At 71.2% G+C, this 16513-nt stretch carries 17 protein-coding genes; 4 read left to right on the top strand and 13 right to left on the bottom strand.

What is annotated here, in order from left to right:
• A partial coding sequence (locus ACWDLG_RS26140) for a serine/threonine-protein kinase (RefSeq protein WP_449924455.1) occupies positions 1-982 on the bottom strand: 982 nt, incomplete at its 3' end.
• Positions 983-1392: 410 nt separating this feature from the next.
• Entirely contained in the window at positions 1393-2280 is an 888-nt protein-coding gene (locus ACWDLG_RS26145) for a LysR family transcriptional regulator (protein WP_449924457.1), read from the bottom strand.
• A 153-nt stretch (positions 2281-2433) separates the two neighbouring features.
• Here ACWDLG_RS26145 and ACWDLG_RS26150 point away from each other — a divergent pair, with 153 nt between their 5' ends.
• Positions 2434-2796 carry a DoxX family protein gene (locus ACWDLG_RS26150; RefSeq protein ID WP_354904496.1) on the top strand — a complete coding sequence of 121 codons (363 nt, stop codon included), beginning with the start codon at positions 2434-2436 and terminating at the stop codon, positions 2794-2796.
• Between the two features lie 223 nt (positions 2797-3019).
• On the opposite strand, the gene ACWDLG_RS26155 is transcribed toward ACWDLG_RS26150, so the two are convergent.
• The 6 genes from ACWDLG_RS26155 to valS all read right to left on the bottom strand — a co-directional run bounded on the left by ACWDLG_RS26155 (position 3020) and on the right by valS (position 8971).
• A complete protein-coding gene (locus tag ACWDLG_RS26155) occupies positions 3020-3676 on the bottom strand; it encodes a DUF3159 domain-containing protein (RefSeq protein WP_449924460.1) in 657 nt (218 codons plus the stop codon).
• Positions 3677-3694: 18 nt separating this feature from the next.
• Positions 3695-4084 (bottom strand): OB-fold nucleic acid binding domain-containing protein, encoded by a 390-nt coding sequence (locus tag ACWDLG_RS26160; RefSeq protein WP_354904501.1) that lies wholly within the window; start codon positions 4082-4084, stop codon positions 3695-3697.
• Between the two features lie 27 nt (positions 4085-4111).
• On the bottom strand, positions 4112-4771 hold the full coding sequence (locus ACWDLG_RS26165; protein ID WP_449924464.1) for a DUF3710 domain-containing protein: 660 nt from the start codon (positions 4769-4771) through the stop codon (positions 4112-4114).
• A gap of 13 nt (positions 4772-4784) precedes the next feature.
• Positions 4785-5222, bottom strand: a complete 438-nt coding sequence (dut, locus tag ACWDLG_RS26170; RefSeq protein ID WP_449924466.1) for a dUTP diphosphatase — start codon at positions 5220-5222, stop codon at positions 4785-4787.
• Between the two features lie 46 nt (positions 5223-5268).
• Positions 5269-6420: an AI-2E family transporter gene (locus ACWDLG_RS26175; protein ID WP_449924469.1), complete on the bottom strand. Its 1152-nt coding sequence runs from the start codon at positions 6418-6420 to the stop codon at positions 5269-5271.
• Positions 6421-6514: 94 nt separating this feature from the next.
• Positions 6515-8971 carry a valine--tRNA ligase gene (gene valS, locus ACWDLG_RS26180; RefSeq protein ID WP_449924472.1) on the bottom strand — a complete coding sequence of 819 codons (2457 nt, stop codon included), beginning with the start codon at positions 8969-8971 and terminating at the stop codon, positions 6515-6517.
• Between the two features lie 69 nt (positions 8972-9040).
• Between valS and ACWDLG_RS26185 the strand changes: the two genes are divergently transcribed.
• The gene (locus ACWDLG_RS26185) at positions 9041-9322 is read left to right on the top strand and encodes a DUF4235 domain-containing protein (protein WP_449924475.1); all 282 of its coding nucleotides are present in this window, start codon (positions 9041-9043) and stop codon (positions 9320-9322) included.
• Here ACWDLG_RS26185 and ACWDLG_RS26190 read toward each other — a convergent pair.
• The 3 genes from ACWDLG_RS26190 to paaN form a co-directional block, all read right to left on the bottom strand.
• A complete protein-coding gene (locus tag ACWDLG_RS26190) occupies positions 9303-10688 on the bottom strand; it encodes an alpha,alpha-trehalose-phosphate synthase (UDP-forming) (RefSeq protein ID WP_354904514.1) in 1386 nt (461 codons plus the stop codon). The two genes, ACWDLG_RS26185 and ACWDLG_RS26190, sit on opposite strands and share 20 nt — an antisense overlap.
• 69 nt (positions 10689-10757) lie before the next feature.
• Positions 10758-11591: a 3-hydroxyacyl-CoA dehydrogenase family protein gene (locus tag ACWDLG_RS26195; protein ID WP_449924478.1), complete on the bottom strand. Its 834-nt coding sequence runs from the start codon at positions 11589-11591 to the stop codon at positions 10758-10760.
• A 14-nt stretch (positions 11592-11605) separates the two neighbouring features.
• Entirely contained in the window at positions 11606-13252 is a 1647-nt protein-coding gene (paaN, locus tag ACWDLG_RS26200) for a phenylacetic acid degradation protein PaaN (protein ID WP_449924481.1), read from the bottom strand.
• 118 nt (positions 13253-13370) lie between these two features.
• On the opposite strand from paaN, the gene paaK reads away from it, so the two are divergent.
• Entirely contained in the window at positions 13371-14600 is a 1230-nt protein-coding gene (paaK, locus tag ACWDLG_RS26205) for a phenylacetate--CoA ligase PaaK (RefSeq protein WP_449924484.1), read from the top strand.
• Between the two features lie 3 nt (positions 14601-14603).
• On the top strand, positions 14604-15200 hold the full coding sequence (locus ACWDLG_RS26210) for a TetR/AcrR family transcriptional regulator (RefSeq protein ID WP_449924485.1): 597 nt from the start codon (positions 14604-14606) through the stop codon (positions 15198-15200).
• A gap of 51 nt (positions 15201-15251) precedes the next feature.
• Here ACWDLG_RS26210 and ACWDLG_RS26215 read toward each other — a convergent pair whose 3' ends face one another.
• Both ACWDLG_RS26215 and ACWDLG_RS26220 read right to left on the bottom strand, forming a co-directional pair.
• Positions 15252-16085: a hypothetical protein gene (locus ACWDLG_RS26215; RefSeq protein ID WP_449924488.1), complete on the bottom strand. Its 834-nt coding sequence runs from the start codon at positions 16083-16085 to the stop codon at positions 15252-15254.
• Between the two features lie 51 nt (positions 16086-16136).
• On the bottom strand, positions 16137-16436 hold the full coding sequence (locus ACWDLG_RS26220) for a DUF4193 domain-containing protein (protein ID WP_354904527.1): 300 nt from the start codon (positions 16434-16436) through the stop codon (positions 16137-16139).
• Between the last annotated feature and the right edge of the window lie 77 nt (positions 16437-16513).

Raw genomic sequence — 16513 nt, forward strand, 5'->3', positions numbered from 1 at the left:
CAGGGGAGTCCGCGGCGGCGGAGTCCGGGGCGGCGGGGCGTGGGGCGGTGGGGCCGGGGGTGGTCGGGGCGTCGGGATGAGGACCGGCGGCGTCCGGGTCCCGGACCAGCGCCGCCAGCGCCCGCGAGCCCCGCCGCCGGCGCCCCTCCTCCCCCGGTGGTCGCGCCGCCACCCGGCGCAGGGCCGCGGCGGCCGGCTCGTGTGACAGCCGCTCGGCGGGATCCTTGCGCATGAGCCCCAGCACGACCCCCTCCAGCCGGTCGGCGCGCCGCATCGGCCGCGGCTCCCGCATGAGGATGGCGGCCATGATCGCGACGGGGCTGTCCATCGGGTACGGCGGGACGCCCTCCACCGCCGTGTACAGCGTCGCCCCCAGCGCCCACAGGTCGCTCGCCTCGGTGGCGGGCGCGCCTTCGAGCCGTTCGGGCGCCATGTACGCGGGCGACCCCATGAGCATGCCGGTCGCGGTGAGCGTCGGGGAGTCGGCGACGTGCGCGATGCCGAAGTCGGTCAGCACCACTCCCCCGTCGTCGAGCAGGAGGACGTTGGCCGGTTTGACGTCCCGGTGGGTGATTCCCGCGGTGTGGGCGGTGCGCAGGGCGTCCAGGACCTTGACGCCGATGTCGGCGGCGACTGGCTCCGGCAGCGGGCCGGTCCGCGCCACCGCCTGTGCCAGGGAGGAGGCGGCGAGCAGTTCCATGACGATCCACGGATGGCCCTCGTCCATGACCACGTCGTGGATGGTGATCACATAGGGGTTGCGCAGCCGCGCCGCCGCCCTGGCCTCGCGCAGCACACGGGCGAACGCGCGCTCCCTGTCCTTGTCGGCCATCCAGCCGGGGACCAGCACCTGCTTGAGCGCCACGGGCCGGTCGAGCACCTGGTCGTGGGCTCGCCACACGACGCCCATCCCGCCACGCCCCAGTTCGTCGGACAGCAGGTACCTGCCGCCGACCAGCCGTATCCCGGAGGGTTCACCCACGCTCCGCTTCCACCCCTGTCGCCGTTCGCATCCCGTTACGTCAACACTCGCATGAGATGCCCCGTTCTCGAACCCTGGGCTCGGACCGGAACCGGGATGGCAGGCCGTCCGGACGGCAGTGCCCACATCCTGACCGGCAAGGCCCGCACCGTCAGCCGACGCCCCACCACACCGGCCCGGCCCGCCGACAACCCGGCGACCGGCCGTCCCGGAAGGAGCGGACGACTCCTGAACGATCAGACCGGCAACGTCGTGGCCGGAGCCGATGCCCCCGGCCGACCAGGCAGCAGCCGACGACCTCTGAACGATCAGATCAGCAGCGCCGGAGCCGACGCTCACCGGCTGGCCAGACGACAGCTGACGACCTCTGAACGATCAGACCAGCAGGGCCGGAGCCGACGCTCCCCGGCTCACCGGCTGGCCAGACAGCAGCCGACGAAGTCCTGGACGATCGGGTTGGCGTCGTCGGCCGGGGCCCAGGCGACGCCGACCTCGCTGGGGCCGACACCGCTGACCGGCCGGTAGGTGACGCCGGGTCGCGCGTAGAACCGGGCGGCCGATTCGGGGGCCAGGGCGATGCCGTACCCGTTGGCGATCGCGCTGAGCCAGTCGTCCGGCTGGTCGGTGACGGCGCCGATGCGGACCGGATGGCCGTCACGCTCGTCGACAGCCAGCCAGTAGTCCCGCCAGGGGCCGGGTTCGGGCGGGGCCGCCACGAACGGCTCGTCCCAGAGATCCCGGAAGGGGATCAGTTCCCGTGTGGCGAGCGGGTGCGCCGAGGGCAGCGCGACCCAGCGGGGCTCGGTGAACAGCACCTCGACGCGCAGGGCGTCCTGGCCGGGAAAGGGCAGGCGCAGCAGGGCGACGTCGACCTCTCCGTCGGCGAGTCCGGCCGCCGGGTCCGACCATGCCGCCTGGCGCATGTCGACCCGCCAGCCCGGCCGGCGCCGGGCGAAGGCCGCGATGATGTCCTGGGTGGCCTCGTTGGCGGCGCTGGCCAGGAAGCCGACCCGCAGCACGCGGGCCGCCCGGCCGGCCACGCGCCTGGTCTCCCGCAGCACCCGGTCCCAGTCGTCCAGCAGGGCGGGGACCTGCTCCGCCAGGGCCTGGCCCGGTTCGGTGAGAGCCATGCCGGCTCGGGAACGGGTGAACAGCCGTACGCCGAGCTGCGATTCGAGCTGCCTGATCTGCTTGGTCAGCGCCGGTTGCGACACGAACAGCCGTTCCGCGGCCCGGGTGAGGCTGCCGTCCTCCGCCACGGCGACGAAGTACCGCAGCAACCGGGTGTCGACATCCATGCCGTCAGGTTATAGATGCAGGTATTGGACGTTCAAGCCGGCGCTCGACGAGGCTTGGTGCAGGTGGCCGCGACGGTCCACGGTGGTGGAGACACCCCGGCCACCCGACCTCGCCGACACTTGCCGCATCCCGGCCGAACGGAGGCCCTCCGCATGTCCATCGCCTATGTCCTGGTCACCCTCGTCACGATCGTGGTGAACGCCGGGGCCGCTTCCGCCGACTTCGCTCGGGCCCGGTTCGTCCTGGCCAACTCGGCTGAGCTGGGCATCTCGCACTCGTGGATCCCGCTGCTGGCCGCCCTGAAAGCCGCCGGCGCCGCCGGGCTCCTGCTCGGGCTCCTGGGTGTTCCGTTCATCGGGATCGCCGCCGCGATCGGACTCGTCCTGTTCTTCGTCGGCGCCGTCGCCCTCCACGTGCGCACGCGGGTGTTCCACAACATCGCTTTCCCCGGCGGTTTCCTCGCGCTGGCCGTCGCGTCACTCGTCCTGTCCACCGCGTCGGGCGCCACCGCCTGACCAGGGGTTCGCCCACCGGCCCGCCGGCGATAACGACGTGACCGCGGGCTCCCAGAGCGCCGGACAGACGTGACCGCGGGCTCTCAGAGCGCCGGACAGCCGTGACCGCGGGCTCTCAGAGCGCCGGACAGCCGTGACGGCGGGTTCTCAGGGCGCCGGGAATGACGAAAGGCCACCGGTGACCCCGGTGGCCTCTTCTGTCCCTGCCGTACCGGCGAAGCGCTCAGACCGCGGCGGCGATGGGGGTGCGGCCGCGGCTGAGGATCCAGGCCATCGCGGCCAGGCTCGCGACCTGCAGCGGCCAGCCCATCAGCACCTTGGCGATGCCCAGCGCGGCGATCGCCTCGTCGCCGCCGCCGAACAGGTAGATCGGCAGTTGCACCGCCACCCGCACCACGCACGGCAGCATGAGCAGCCACGTCAGCCTGGTGCACAGCTTCACGACGCTCGGCTCCTTGTGCCACCCGGTGGGATCGCCGGTGACCGATCCGATGATGAAGCCGACGACCGGCCACCGGGCCAGGATGGAGATCAGCATGGCCGCGGCGTATCCGGCGTTGTACAGGATGCCCGGCAGGTAGACGTCGCGCGCGTCACCGGTGCGGGAGGCGAAGAACCAGCCGATGCCGATGCCGATCAGGCTGTTGATCACGAACTGTGGCGTGGAGCGCTGCGCGAGGCGCGCCACCAGCAGCACGCCCGCGATGGATGCGCTGATGATGAGCGACTTGTTGAGCTGCCCGGTCACCAGCCACGACACGGTGAAGGCGATGGTCGGCACCGCGGCCTCCACGATGCCGCGGATGCCGCCGAGCGCCTTCGACAGCTGCGCCCTGATGGCCGCCTCAACGGTCTGGTGTGCCGTAGCCTGCTCTGTCACGTGTTCGCTAGCTCCCTGTCAGGCGCCTGGGCGCAGTTCGTAGCGCGGGTTGAACATCACCTTGCGCCCGTCTTGCATGCTGACCAGGCCCTCGGCTTTGACGGCGCGGCCCGGCTCGATGCCCGCGATCTTGCGTCGGCCCAGCCACACCAGGTCGATCACGTCGGAGCCGTCGTAGAGCTCGGCCTCCAGCGCGGGGGCGCCGCCCCGGGGCCGCAACGTCACCGTTCGTAGCGTACCCGCTACGCAGAAGCGCCGCCTGCCTCCGCAGGAGACGATCGGCGTGGCGCCCGCCTGGTCGGCGTCTTCCCGCAGCTCCTCGGCCTCCAGCTCGGCCTGCGTGGAGGCCAGTCTGCTGAAGAATCCGCGCAATCCCCCGCGTTTGGAGGGCTCTGCCGTACTAGTCATGATGACCCAGCTTATGCGATGCGGCGCTCAACGGGTCTCGGTGATTTCCGGCCCTCTCGTGAACGGGTCGAGACCGGCTTCCGGGGCGCCAGGCGCGGCGTGCCGGTCGCCGGGAATGCGCAGCAGGATGGGCTCTTCGGGAGCCATGGGCTCCTCGCCGCGGACCACGACGACGTCGCGGATGACGGCCTCGAACGGCCCGGCCGCGGCGGCGTCGACGGCGGCCTTGCCGTTGATCACCGCGCGTAGGAACCAGCGCGGGCCGTCGATGCCCACGTAGCGGACCGGCTGGGCGCCGCCTTCGGCGGGGATGGTGCCGACGAGCTCGGGGCCGAACGGGCCCTCGGTCGTCTCGACCGTGCCGCCCGCCTCCTTCACGCTGGCGGCCAGCTTGGTCCTGACCTCCTCCCACAGCCCTCCCCGCTTGGGCGCGGCGAAGGCGTGCAGTTGCAGGGCGCTGTCGCCCTGGATGACCACCACGCCGATCGGCTGGTCGCCGGCCACCGCGATCTGCACGTCGAAGCCAGAGCCGATGTTGACGCGCATGCCGCCGAGATCGACGCGGTCGGCCTCGGGGTGCGGCTCGTCGGCGTCCCACGGGCCCGATTCGCGTATGTCCTGCGGCTGCTGGACGGCCGCCTCGGCGGCAGCCTGCTCGGGCTGCTCACGCCTGCGACGTCGGAACACTGTCGATCACTCCCTATCTGCCCGTGGAACCGAAGCCGTTGTTCCCGCGCACGGAGCCGGGCAGCCGCTCGACCTCGTAGAAGGTGGCCCGCTCGACCCGCTGGACGACCAGCTGGGCGATGCGGTCGCCGCGGCGCAGCCGGACCGGCTCCTTGGTGTCGGTGTTGAGAAGCGTCACCTTGATCTCGCCCCGGTAGCCGGCGTCGACGGTGCCCGGCGCGTTGACGAGCGTGACGCCGTGCCTGGCGGCCAGACCGGACCGTGGGTGCACGAAGGCGGCGTAGCCGTCGGGCAGCGCGATCGCCACGCCGGTGCCGACCAGTGCCCGCTCGCCCGGCAGCAGCTCGACGTCCGCCGCGGCCACCAGATCCGCCCCCGCGTCGCCCGGGTGGGCGTAGCTCGGCGCCGGCAGGTCGGGGTCGAGGCGGTGAATGAGCACCTCTACGGTCATGCGGTCTCCTCGCTACACCCCAACGTACGCGTCATGAGGCATGAGACTACCCCTTGGACTGCTCGGATTCCTTCTCCGTGGGCGGCTGCGGCGATGGTGGCGTCTCCGCCGTCGGGGGCGGCGGCTTCTCCGCCGGTGGCAGCGCGGGGGTCTCGTGCCGGAGCTCGGGGAGCGCCCGATAGATGACCGCCGCGACGGGTACGGCCACGGCCGCCCCCGCGATGCCGCCGAGGATGCCGCCCACGGCCAGCACGATGATGATCGCCAGAGGGTGGAAGTTGAGCGCCCGCCCCACGATGAGCGGCTGCAGCACGTGGTTTTCCAGCTGCTGCTCGACGATGAGCACCGCCAGGAAGATCAGCGCCTTGAGCGGGCTGGTGGTGCCGAGCGTGACCAGCGTGGCCACCGTGCCGGCGATGAAGATGCCGATGATGGGGATGAAGCTGGCCAGGAAGATGAGGATGGCCAGCGGCGCCCACAGCGGCACGCCGAGCCCGGCCAGCACGATGCCCATGAGCAGGCCGTGGACGGCGGCGACGGCCACCGTGCCCTGCACGTAGTGGGAGACGGTGGTCCACGCGGCCCGGCCCGCCCGGTCGACGCGCGAGGACATCCCGCCGAAGCCCTTGAGGAACCACGACCAGATCCGGTCGCCGTCCTTGAGCAGGAAGAAGGTCACGAACAGCATGAGCACGATCGAGGCGAGCACCTCGATGGCGACCTGCCCCGCGGTCAGCACGGTGTTGGTGAGGGCGGCCTGCGAGGTCTTCAGCTGGTTGGTGATGGTCTGGACCCAGTCGTCGAGCTGCTTGGTGTCGAGGTGGATGGGTCCGGTCACCAGCCAGTCGCGCAGCTCGTTGATCGATTTCTGCACCTGGTCGACCACGGTCGGGAACTCGTCGCTGGCTCTGGCCCCGATGAGCCAGCCCGCGCCGACCAGGACGGCGAGCGCGATCAGCAGCGTGATCCAGGTGGCGTAGATGGGCCGCAGACCCGCACGGGTCAGCCGGCTGGTCAGCGGAAAGAGCAGCGCGGTCAGCAACAGCGCGATCGCCACCGGCAGGGCCACGAAGCTGAGCCTGGCCACTATCGAGGCGAAGACGTAGACGACCACGCCGACGACGATCAGGCACGCACTCCAGGCGGCCATCTTGGCCACGACGGGAGGTACCAGCTGGGTTGGGCGGTCGGAGAACACATGTTCAAGACTGGCATGTCACCGGCCCGAACGCGCGCGGTTATCGCCGTCGACGAAAGATACGGGGGTACGGCGCGGGCCGTACCCCCGCAAATCACGCCAGTTCGACGGAGACGGTCAGCTCCTCGGCCGGCTCCAGCACGAACTCGTCGACGTTGCCGGAGCCGCACAGGTCGTCGGCGCCCTGGCGGACCAGCCCGGCCTGCGGCGTTCCGACGGTGAGCCTGGCGATCTCGGCGCGCATCGACACCTTGGCCTCTGACTTGGCCTTGCGGACCTGCCGCAGCACCTCCGACACCTCCGCCAGCAGCGCGGGGTCGCCCTGGCCTGGCTCGGCCACGGGCCACGAGGCGCGGTGGACCGACCCGTCACGCCACCACGACCACACCTCTTCGGTGACGAACGGCAGGAACGGCGCGAACAGCCGCAGCTGCACGTCGAGCGCCTGCCTGAGCGCGGCGTGCGCGGAGGAGGCCGCCGCGTCGCCGTCGTAGGCGCGGGCCTTGACCAGCTCGAGGTAGTCGTCGCAGAAGGACCAGAAGAAGCGCTCGGCCACCTCCAGGGCCCGCGCGTAGTCGTAGCCCTCGAAGGCGTCGGTGGCCTCACGCACCGTCTGCGCCAGCGCGGCCAGCATCGACAGGTCGAGCGGCTCGGTGACCCGGTCTCCCTCGGGGAAGCCGAGCACGAACTTCGACGCGTTGAGGATCTTGATCGCCAGCCGGCGGCCGATCTTCATCTGGCCGGTGTCGAAGGCGGTGTCGGTGCCGGGACGGCCGCCCGCCGCCCAGTAGCGGACGGCGTCGGAGCCGTACTCCTCCAGCATCGCCATGGGCGTGGTGGCGTTGCCCTTGGACTTCGACATCTTCTTGCGGTCGGGATCGAGGATCCAGCCCGAGATCGCCACGTTCCTGAACGGCAGCGAGTCGAACTCCTGGTGAGCGCGGACCACCGTGGAGAACAGCCAGGTGCGGATGATCTCGTGGGCCTGGGGCCGCAGGTCCATCGGGAAGACCCGCGCGAACAGGTCGGGGTCCTGCTCCCAGCCGCCGACGATCTCCGGCGACAGCGACGAGGTGGCCCAGGTGTCCATGACGTCGGTGTCGCCGACGAACCCGCCCGGCACGCCGCGCTGGTCCTCGGTGTAGCCGGGCGGCACGTCGGAGGAGGGGTCGACGGGCAGCGTGTCCTCGGCCGGCAGGATCAGCGCCCCGGTGTCGACCTCGTACCAGACGGGGAACGGCACGCCGAAGAAACGCTGGCGGGAGATCAGCCAGTCGCCCGCCAGGCCCTTGACCCAGTTGTCGTAGCGCACCCGCATGTGCGGCGGGTGCCAGACCAGCTCGGCGCCCCTGGCCAGCAGCCGCTCGCGCAGCTCGGCGTCGCGCCCGCCGTTGCGGATGTACCACTGGCGGGTGGTGACGATCTCGAGGGGCTTGTCGCCCTTCTCGTAGAACTTCACCGGGCGGCTGACGGGGCGGGGCTCGCGGGCGAGGTCGCCGGAGGCGCGCAGCATCTCGACGATCCGCTCGCGGGCGCTGTGGACGGTCTTGCCCGCCAGCTCCTTGTACGGCTCGGCCTCCACGCCGTCCGGCGGCTCGGGCAGCAGCCTGCCGTCCCAGCCGATGACGGGCCTGGTGGGCAGGTTGAGCTCGCGCCACCAGGTGACGTCGGTGACGTCGCCGAAGGTGCAGATCATCGCGATGCCGGAGCCCTTGTCGGGCTCGGCCAGGTGGTGGGCCAGGACCGGCACCTCGGCGCCGAACAGCGGCGACAGCACGCTGGTGCCGAACAGGCGCTGGTAGCGCTCGTCGTCGGGGTGGGCGACGAGGGCGACGCAGGCCGGGATCAGCTCGGGCCTGGTGGTCTCGATCCAGACCGGGCCCTGGTCACCGTAGAAGGAGACGCGGTGGAAGGCGCCCGGCCACTCCCTGTCCTCCAGCTCGGCCTGGGCGACGGCGGTGCGGAAGGTGACGTCCCACAGCGTCGGCGCCTCGGCCTGGTAGGCCTCGCCCCTGGCCAGGTTGCGCAGGAAGGCGCGCTGGGAGGCGGCGCGGGAGGCGCCGTCGATGGTGGCGTAGGTCAGGCTCCAGTCGACCGACAGGCCCAGCCGCCGCCACAGGTGCTCGAAGGCCTTCTCGTCCTCCAGGGTGAGCCGCTCGCACAGCTCGACGAAGTTGCGCCGGGAGATGCTGATCTGCTGCTTGCCCGGCTTGTCGGGCGGCCGGAAGGAGGGGTCGTAGGGCACGGAGGCGTCGCAGCGCACGCCGAAGTGGTTCTGCACCCTGCGCTCGGTCGGCAGGCCGTTATCGTCCCACCCCATGGGGTAGAAGACCTCGCGCCCGCGCATCCGCTGGTAACGGGCGATGGTGTCGGTGTGGGTGTAGGAGAAGACGTGTCCGACGTGGAGCGAGCCGGAGACGGTCGGCGGCGGGGTGTCGATGGAGTAGATCTGCTCCCGCGTCTTCGACCGGTCGAAGCGGTAGACGCCATCGGAGTCCCAGCGCTCTACCCATACCTGCTCCAGGCCGTCGAGAGTGGGTTTCTCGGGCATGGGCACAGGGCGTGATCGCTGAGTCATGCCTCCAAATGGTACGCGGCGAAGGCGAATAGGGTTGCACACATGAAGACAGAGGAGAAGCCCGACCTGGCGTGGCGGGTGATCGGCGGCCTGGTGGGTCTTGCCACCGCCTGGGCGGCCAAGAAGCTGCTCGGCTACGCCTGGTTGAAGGTGACCGGCAAGCAGCCGCCCGTCGACACCGAGTCCGACGAGGTCGGCATGGCCGAGGCGATCGGCTACGCGGTGGTGATGGGCGTGGGCATGCAGGTGGCCCAGATCGTGGTCAACAAGACCGCGAAGAAGCGCTACCTGGCCTGGAAGTCGCTCAAGACTCCAGAGCAGTGAGGAACTCGCTCGCCCAGCGGTCGACGTCGTAGGTAGACACCCGCCGGCGCAGCGCGCGCATCCGCCGGGCCACCTCGTGCGGGGTGGCCCGCATGGCGGTCATCATCGTCCGCTTGAGCCCCTCGACGTCGTAGGGGTTGACCAGGTAGGCCTGCCGCAGCTCGTCGGCGGCGCCGGCGAACTCGCTCAGCACCAGCGCCCCGCGCAGGTCGTGGTGGCAGGAGACGTACTCCTTGGCCACCAGGTTCATCCCGTCGCGCAGCGGCGTCACGACCATCACGTCGGCCGCCAGGTAGAGGGCGGCCAGCTCGTCGCGGTCGTGCGACTGGTGGAAGTACTGGATCGGCTGGTGGCCGAGCAGGGAGTGCTCGCCGTTGATCCTGCCCACCTGCAGCTCGATGTCGTCGCGGAGCCTGCGGTACTCCTCGACGCGTTCCCTGCTCGGTGTGGCGATCTGGACGAACACCGCCTCGCCCGGGCTGACCTGGCCCTCGCCCAGCAGCTCGCCGAAGGCCTCCAGGCGCTGGCCGATGCCCTTGGTGTAGTCGAGCCGGTCGACGCCCAGCAGCACGTGCTCGGGGTCGCCGAGTTCGGCGCGGATCTCCTTGGCGCGCTGCACGATGTGCTGCTCGCGGACCAGGACGTCGAGTTCGGAGAAGTCGACCGAGATGGGGAAGGCCTGCGCGGTGACGACGCGGTCGCCGACGTAGACCTCGTTGCTCTTGTACGACAGCCCGAGCAGGCGGCGGCACAGCCTGATGAAGTTGGAGGCGCCGCCCGGCAGCTGGAAGCCGACCAGGTCGGCGCCGAGCAGGCCCTCCAGCAGCTCGGTACGCCACGGCAGGCGCCAGAACAGCTCGACCGGCGGGAAGGGGATGTGCAGGAAGAAGCCGATGCGCAGGTCGGGCCGGCGCTCACGGAGCATGGCGGGCACGAGCTGCAGCTGGTAGTCCTGGATCCAGACGACCGCCCCCTCCGCCGCGGTCGCGGCGGCCGCGTCGGCGAAGCGCTCGTTGACTCGCCGGTAGGCCTCCCACATGGGGCGCTCGAAGACGGGTGTGGCGACCACGTCGTGGTAGAGGGGCCAGAGGGTGGCGTTGGAGAAGCCCTCGTAGTAGAGCTCGACCTCCTCGGCCGACAGCGGGACCGGGATCAGGCTCATGCCTTCGTGTTCGAACGGCCGCAGGTGCTCGTCCGGCGCGCCGTGCCAGCCGAGCCAGGCGCCCTGGCGGCGCTGCATGACGGGCGCGATGGCCGTGACGAGCCCGCCGGGGCTCCTGCGCCATGAGGCCGTGCCGTCGGGTTCCGTCGTCCTGTCCACCGGCAACCGGTTGGCGACGATCAGGAACGAGCTGCGGCCGGTCACGCATGTCCTCCTGGGAGTCGAGGGTCCGCAGACCCATACCCCGGACGTGCACAAAGAAACACAAATCGGTCAACTGTCCCAGATGTAAAATCCTTTCCCCGTCTTGCGGCCCAGCTCCCCTCTGGCCACCATCGCCCGCAGCAGGGCGGGCGGCTCGAAGCGGGCACCGAGCCTGGCGTGCAGGTACTCGGCGATGGCCAGCCGTACGTCGAGGCCGACCAGGTCGCCGAGCCGGAGCGGGCCCATGGGGTGGTTGTAGCCGAGGGTCATGGCGGTGTCGATGTCCTCGGCGCCGGCCACGCCCTCCTCGACCATGCGGATGGCCTCCAGGCCGAGGAGCACGCCGAGGCGGCTGGTGGCGAAGCCGGGCGAGTCGTTGACCACCACGCCCGTCTTGCCCAGCGCCTCGACGTGCCGCCGGGCCGCGGCCAGCACCGCGGGCGGCGTGTGCGGGGTGACGACGATCTCGACCAGGCGCTGGACCGGGACGGGGTTGAAGAAGTGCAGGCCGATCAGCCGGTGCGGGCCGCGCAGCGCGGCCGACAGCTCGCTGACGGACAGCGAGCTGGTGTTGGTGGCCAGCAGCGCCTGCGGCCCGACGCGCGCCTCGGCCTCGGCCAGGACCTCGGCCTTGAGCTTCGGGTCCTCCGGCACCGCCTCGATCACCAGGTCGGCCATCTCGGGCACCGGGCCGACAGACAGCCGCCGCAGCGCCTCGGCGGCGCGCACGTCCGGCTGCCGGGACTCGGCCGTCCGCAGACCCTTGGCGATGCGCTCGGCGGCCGCCCCGGCCGCGCGGTCGTCGGCCTCCTGGACGGTCACCAGCGCGCCGGTGGCGAGGAAGACCTGGGCGATGCCGGCGCCCATGCGACCGCCGCCGATCACCGCGACCCGCACACTCATCTCACGCCGCCGGGTCAGGCGTGGCGACGGGACTGGACGACGTAGAACCGGCTCGCCACGTACCCCGGATCGGTGAGCGAGGCGGTGGCGGCCGGATTGGCCCCGGTGCCGTGGTAGTCGCTGAAGGCCGCCGACTGGTTGACGAACACCCCGCCGGTCAGGTTGCACGACAGGTTGACCCCCGCGTCGAGCGCCGCCCGCTCGGCCGCCTCGAGCACCTGAGGGGAGGTGGAGTAGACCGAGGCGGTCAGCGCGCCGCGGGCCGAGATCGTCCGCCGCAGCACGGCCAGGGACTCCTCGGTGGACCCCGTGGCGATGACGAAGGCGATCGGGCCGAAGTGCTCGCGCCCGTAGATCTCCTCGTCGGCCTGGGAGAGCTTGACGATCACCGGGGTGCGCACGGTCGCCTCGGGGAAGGAGGGGTGGGCCACCGCCCTGGACTCCAGGACGACCTCGCCGAGGGAGGGCGCCGCCTCCAGCCGGCCCAGCACGCCCGCGTTGACGATCGCGCCGGTGAACTCGACGGCCCTGGTGTCGTCGCCGAGCAGCCGCGTGACGGCGCCGGCCAGGTCGGTGGCCACCTCGGCGAAGCTCTTGTGACCCGCGTCGGTCTCGATGCCGCCGGAGGGGATGAGGATGTTCTGCGGCGCCGTGCACATCTGGCCGCTGTAGAGCGACAGCGAGAAGGCGATGTTGCCGAGCATGCCCCGGTAGGAGTCGGTGGAGTCGACGACGATCGGGTTGACCCCGGCCTTCTCGGTGTGCACGAGCGCCTGGGTGGCGTTGCGCTCCAGCCAGTCGCCGTACTCGGTGGAGCCGGTGAAGTCGACGATCCGCACGTCGGGATGAGTGGCGAGCTGGGTGGCCAGGCCCTGGCCCTCCTCGGCGGCGAGCGTGACGAGGTTGGGGTCGAAGCCGGCCTCCTCCAGCACCTGCCTGGCGACGGCCACGGTGATGGCCAGCGGCAGGATCGCGCCAGGGTGCGGCTTGACGATGACCGGGTTGCCGGTCACCAGCGAGGCGAACAGCCCCGGGTAGGCGTTCCAGGTGGGGAAGGTGTTGCAGCCGATGACCAGGCTGACGCCGCGCGGCACGACGGTGAACGTCTTGTCCATGACCAGCGGGTCACCCTTGCCGGGCTTCTCCCACCGCGCGCGGGGCCGGGCGGCGGTCATGGCGGCCAGGCCGTAGGCGACGGCTTCGAGCCCGCGATCCTGCGCGTGGGGCCCGCCGGCCTGGAAGGCCATGACGAACGCCTGCCCGGTGGTGTGCTGGACGGCGTTGGCGATCTCGAAGCTGCGCTGGTTGATCCGGTGCAGGATCTCGGCGCAGACCTGCGCGCGCACCTGCGGGCCCGCGTCGCGCCAGGCGGGCATCGCGGCTCCGGCGACGTCGACGAGCTGCTCGGGCGACGGCTCCGGATAGGTCACCCCCAGCTCCATCCCGTACGGCGAGCGCTCGGCGCCGATCCACAGGCCGGTGCCCGGCTGGTCGAGCGGGAAGGGCTTGCCCAGGTAGGACTCGAAGGCCTCCTTGCCCCGCTCGGCCGCGCCCTCGCCGTAGACCCGGGGGCTCGGCGACTCGGGGTAGGCGCTCCAGTAGCCCCGCTCGGCGATGGCCTCCATGGCCCGGCTGAGCGTCTGCCTGTGCTGGTCGAACATGGTCGCCCCTCCCTTGACAGGACCTGCGGACGATGATGTGTTTACCGAACATTCGGTCAGCTGACAAGGGAGACATCCGTGTCGCGCCGGCGTGTCCCCGCCTGCGGGAGGAGGAGCCATGATCTCGTCGGACGAGCTGGCCGCGCTGCAGCTGGAGCGGCTGCGGTGGACCCTCGACCACGCCTACCGCAACGTCGCGCTGTACCGGGAGAAGTTCGACGCGGCGGGGGTCCATCCGGCTGACTGCAAGAAGCTGGACGACCTGGCCATGTTCCCCTTCACCACCAAGGACGACCTGCGGTCCCGCTACCCGTTCGGCATGTTCGCGGTGCCGCGCGAGCAGGTGGTGCGCATCCACGCCTCCAGCGGCACGACCGGAAGGCCCACCGTGGTGGGCTACACCAGGCGCGACATCGACACCTGGGCCGACGTCATGGCCAGGTCGCTCAGGGCGGCCGGCGGCAGGCCCGGCGACATCGTGCACGTCGCCTACGGCTACGGGCTGTTCACCGGCGGGCTCGGCGCGCACTACGGCGCCGAGCGGCTCGGCTGCACGGTGGTGCCGGTCTCCGGCGGCATGACGCCCCGCCAGGTCCAGCTCATCACCGACTTCCGCCCCGACGTCATCATGGTGACGCCGTCGTACATGCTGGCGCTGCTGGAGGAGTTCGAGGCGCAGGGGCTCGACCCGCGCGCGACCTCGCTGCGGGTCGGCCTGTTCGGCGCCGAGCCGTGGACGGAGGAGATGCGCGCCGAGATCGAGGACGCCTTCGGCCTGGACGCCGTCGACATCTACGGCCTGTCGGAGGTCATCGGCCCCGGCGTGGCCCAGGAGTGCGTCGAGACGAAGGACGGCCTGCACATCTGGGAGGACCACTTCTATCCCGAGATCGTCGACGCGGACGCCTCCGGCAGGGGCGAGCTGGTCTTCACCTCGCTCACGAAGGAGGCCATGCCCGTCATCCGCTACCGCACCCACGACCTGACCCGCCTGCTGCCCGGTACGGCGATGCCCGCCTTCCGGCGGATGGAGAAGGTGCGGGGCCGTACCGACGACATGATCATCCTGCGCGGCGTCAACGTCTTCCCCACGCAGATCGAGGAGATCGTGCTGCGCACGCCGGGCCTGTCGCCGCACTTCCTGATCGAGCTGAGCAGGCCCGGGCGCCTCGACGTGATGACGGTCCGGGTGGAGGCCGCCCCGGGGGCCGAAGGCGCCGGCGAGGCGCTCGCCAGGACGGTCAAGGACACCGTCGGCGTGACGATCGCGGTCGAGCTCGTGGCGCAGGGGACGCTGGCCAGGTCGGCGGGAAAGCTCCAGCGCGTAGTGGACCTTCGGGATAATTAGCCCATGACCACCACTCCGACCCGTCAGCGCGGGCGCGGGCACGACCCCGAGTCCGTCCTGCACACGGCCGTGACGGTGTTCAACGAGCGCGGCTACGACGGCACCAGCATGGAGGACCTCGCCCGCGCCCTCGGGATGACCAAGTCGGCGATCTACTACCACGTGCCGGGCAAGGAGCAGCTGCTCGCCCGGGCCCTCGACCGGGCGCTGGACGGCCTGTTCACGATGATCGCCGACCCCATGGCCACCTCGGGCCCCGCGATCGCGCGGCTGGAGTGGGTGGTCCGGCGCAGCGTGTCGATCCTCGTCGAACGGCTGCCGTACGTGACACTGTTGCTGAGGGTGCGCGGCAACAGCGCCACCGAGCAGCAGGCGCTCGAGCGGCGGAGGGAGTTCGACAGGTTCGTCAGCCACCTGGTGAAGGAGGCCGCGGCGGAGGGGCACATCAGACCGGACGTGGATCCCGCGCTGGTGACACGGTTGCTGTTCGGCACGGTCAACTCGATCACCGAGTGGTACCAGCCGTCACGCGGCGGATCGGCCGACGAGCTGGCCGAGGCGATCCTGACGATCGCCTTCGACGGGTTGCGCACCCGTTGACGCGGACCCCAGGGGCGCGACGGGGGAAGGGCCACGCCACCTGGGCGCGGATCAGCTCTCGAGCTCGGCGGCGTCGGCGGGCCGCGGCAGAGCGGACCCCTTGATGCGCAGGTCGGCGCGGATCGCCGCGCCGAGTCGCCTGGTCGCGGCCCGGTTGAGCGCGCCACCGGCCACGGCTCCGGTCAGGAACGGGCCGAGCGTCGTCAGGTGCCGTCCGAGGGTCCGCATCAGCCTGTTGCGGAGCGCCGTCTTCGCGGCCCCGCCCAGCGCGAGCGTGACCGAGGCGGGGGCGAGGGGGTCGATGCCGCGTTGCTTGGACCACGCCACGGTGAAGGCGACGGCCCGCTGGGTGCCCGTGCCCGGCACCTCGACGCCGTAGACCTGGTGGAGTTCGGCCAGCAGCTTGACCTCGATCGCGGCCACCAGGATGGTCTCGGCGACCAGCTGGGCGGGCGCCGACAGCAGCAGCGGGGGCGCGGCGAACTCGGCGGCGGCCAGTGCCCCGCCGATCGCGCCGATCGTCATCGTCGCCTTCTGCGCGGTGCGGACGAGATCGTCGGCCAGTTGCTCGCCGGTGAGGCCGTGGTGGTGGTCGGACAGGGTCGCGAGGTCTCGGATGGGGATGCGCGGTGCGATCTTCAGGAAGACCTCGGCCAGCCACCTGCCCCGGCCGACGCCCGAGGCCTGCGCCTTCCTGGCTCCCTCGGACAGTGCCGCGCCGAGGCGGCCGAGCAGCCTGCGCCGCTCGGCGCTCTTCAGCTCACCGGGCCGCACCAGGCGGCCGACGAGCTCGCCTACCTCGTTGTCGAGGTCCGCGGCCTCGTGTTCGCGATCCTCGTCCGCGGTGGAGGCAGCGGACGACTCTGCGACCGTCGGGTCGTTCACAGGGTCGTCCCGCTCCTCATTCCTGGATGACACGATGAGGTGCCCTCTCCGTCAGGCGGCGCACTCCTTGCAGACCTGCTGCCCGTTCCTCTCGGAGGCCAGCTGGCTGCGGTGGTGCACAAGGAAGCACCGCGAGCAGGTGAACTCGTCGGCCTGGCGAGGGATCACCCGCAGGGACAGCTCCTCGTTCGACAGGTCAGCACCGGGCAGCTCCAGCGACTCGGCGAGGTCGGTCTCGTCGATGTCGATGCTGCCGGACGACTTGTCAGTGCGCCGCGCCTGGAGTTCCTGGAGGCTGTCCTCCCCCAGGTCGTCGTCGGTCTTGCGCGGGCTGTCGTAGTCGGTTGCCATTGTGCTCGCTCCATCCCCCTCATCTATGGTCTCGCGCTCGTCGCGCGTGTCTAACGTCCGAGAGGCCCATCTTGTGC

The organism is Nonomuraea sp. NPDC003727 (assembly GCF_053586935.1).

Coding starts and splice junctions, on each gene's coding strand:
- ACWDLG_RS26210 (WP_449924485.1), top strand. CDS start 14,604: ATGACCACCACTCCGACCCGTCAGCGCGGGCGCGGGCACGACCCCGAG.
- paaK (WP_449924484.1), top strand. CDS start 13,371: ATGATCTCGTCGGACGAGCTGGCCGCGCTGCAGCTGGAGCGGCTGCGG.
- ACWDLG_RS26150 (WP_354904496.1), top strand. CDS start 2,434: ATGTCCATCGCCTATGTCCTGGTCACCCTCGTCACGATCGTGGTGAAC.
- paaN (WP_449924481.1), bottom strand. CDS start 13,252: ATGTTCGACCAGCACAGGCAGACGCTCAGCCGGGCCATGGAGGCCATC.
- valS (WP_449924472.1), bottom strand. CDS start 8,971: ATGCCCGAGAAACCCACTCTCGACGGCCTGGAGCAGGTATGGGTAGAG.
- ACWDLG_RS26160 (WP_354904501.1), bottom strand. CDS start 4,084: ATGACTAGTACGGCAGAGCCCTCCAAACGCGGGGGATTGCGCGGATTC.
- ACWDLG_RS26195 (WP_449924478.1), bottom strand. CDS start 11,591: ATGAGTGTGCGGGTCGCGGTGATCGGCGGCGGTCGCATGGGCGCCGGC.
- ACWDLG_RS26185 (WP_449924475.1), top strand. CDS start 9,041: ATGAAGACAGAGGAGAAGCCCGACCTGGCGTGGCGGGTGATCGGCGGC.
- ACWDLG_RS26220 (WP_354904527.1), bottom strand. CDS start 16,436: ATGGCAACCGACTACGACAGCCCGCGCAAGACCGACGACGACCTGGGG.
- ACWDLG_RS26145 (WP_449924457.1), bottom strand. CDS start 2,280: ATGGATGTCGACACCCGGTTGCTGCGGTACTTCGTCGCCGTGGCGGAG.
- dut (WP_449924466.1), bottom strand. CDS start 5,222: ATGACCGTAGAGGTGCTCATTCACCGCCTCGACCCCGACCTGCCGGCG.